Genomic DNA, 902 nt, shown 5'->3' on the forward strand with positions numbered 1-902 from the left:
ACGACGCCGACCAGAGCGGCACGGTCGAAGCCGTCCAGCGACGAGCGTCGGGGTCCGACTGGGAGTCATCCCTCGAAGGCGAACGGCGACGGACGCGTTCGCCCGTGCCGTCTTCACCGGACGACGCGCGAAGATACCCGGTACTGCCCTCGTACGTGAGATACTCGGACGTCTCTCCGACTCGTTCCAGTAATTTTAATCCGCTCGTTACGTTATCGCCCCCGTGACCGGTGCCTTTCACCCCCGTCTGCCCCGCGAGCCACCGGGTCGCCCGGCGACGTCGGTCCCGCTCATCGTCGATGATAATTATCACCGATAGAAATTCGCACGAAACGGTTTTATTCTTGACCGCTGAATTCGGGTTTAAGGCACCAACGAGGCCGCTACTGAGTAAATTAGCATACCCATGACGGTTAACTCACAATCGGAATCACAAACCATGTTACAGGAGCATAACCAGCGAGGACCGCAGGACGCAGCGAAGCATCTGGGTCTGGGGTTCATGTATCACGACGAACGGGAACGGGAGCTGGCGATAGAAGCGTTCGCGGTCGCCGACGCATTTCAGTTCAAACACCTCGACGAGGAAGCCGTGCGCGAGGCGAGCGAAGCGTACGTCGACGCTCTCTGGGAGAAGGACCGCATCGAGTCGGCGTGTACCGTCGACGGAGAGTTCGATCTGCCCGCCCTCGACGACGCCGACTGGTCGCCCGTCCGGGAGGCCTTCGGGCGGCGGGCCTCGGTCGTCGGCATGGACCCGAAATACGCCGAGCTGTCCACGGTCGCGTGGCGGCGCCACAAGGTCGGCGGCGACTACTGGACCCCGATGAAGCAGGCGCAGGTGTACGAGCTCCGGGCGGCGCTCCAGGACCCGGAGTACCCCCATAAGCCGCGGGGCGGTC

1 pseudogene is annotated in these 902 nt (G+C 63.0%); it reads left to right on the top strand.

Annotated elements, in window-relative coordinates:
• Window positions 1–502: 502 nt before the first annotated feature.
• Window positions 503–902: pseudogene (locus EXE44_RS16915) on the top strand (hypothetical protein); the annotation flags it as partial.

This window comes from Halorubrum sp. SS7 (genome assembly GCF_005435055.1).
Taxonomy (GTDB): Archaea; Halobacteriota; Halobacteria; order Halobacteriales; family Haloferacaceae; genus Halorubrum; species Halorubrum salinarum.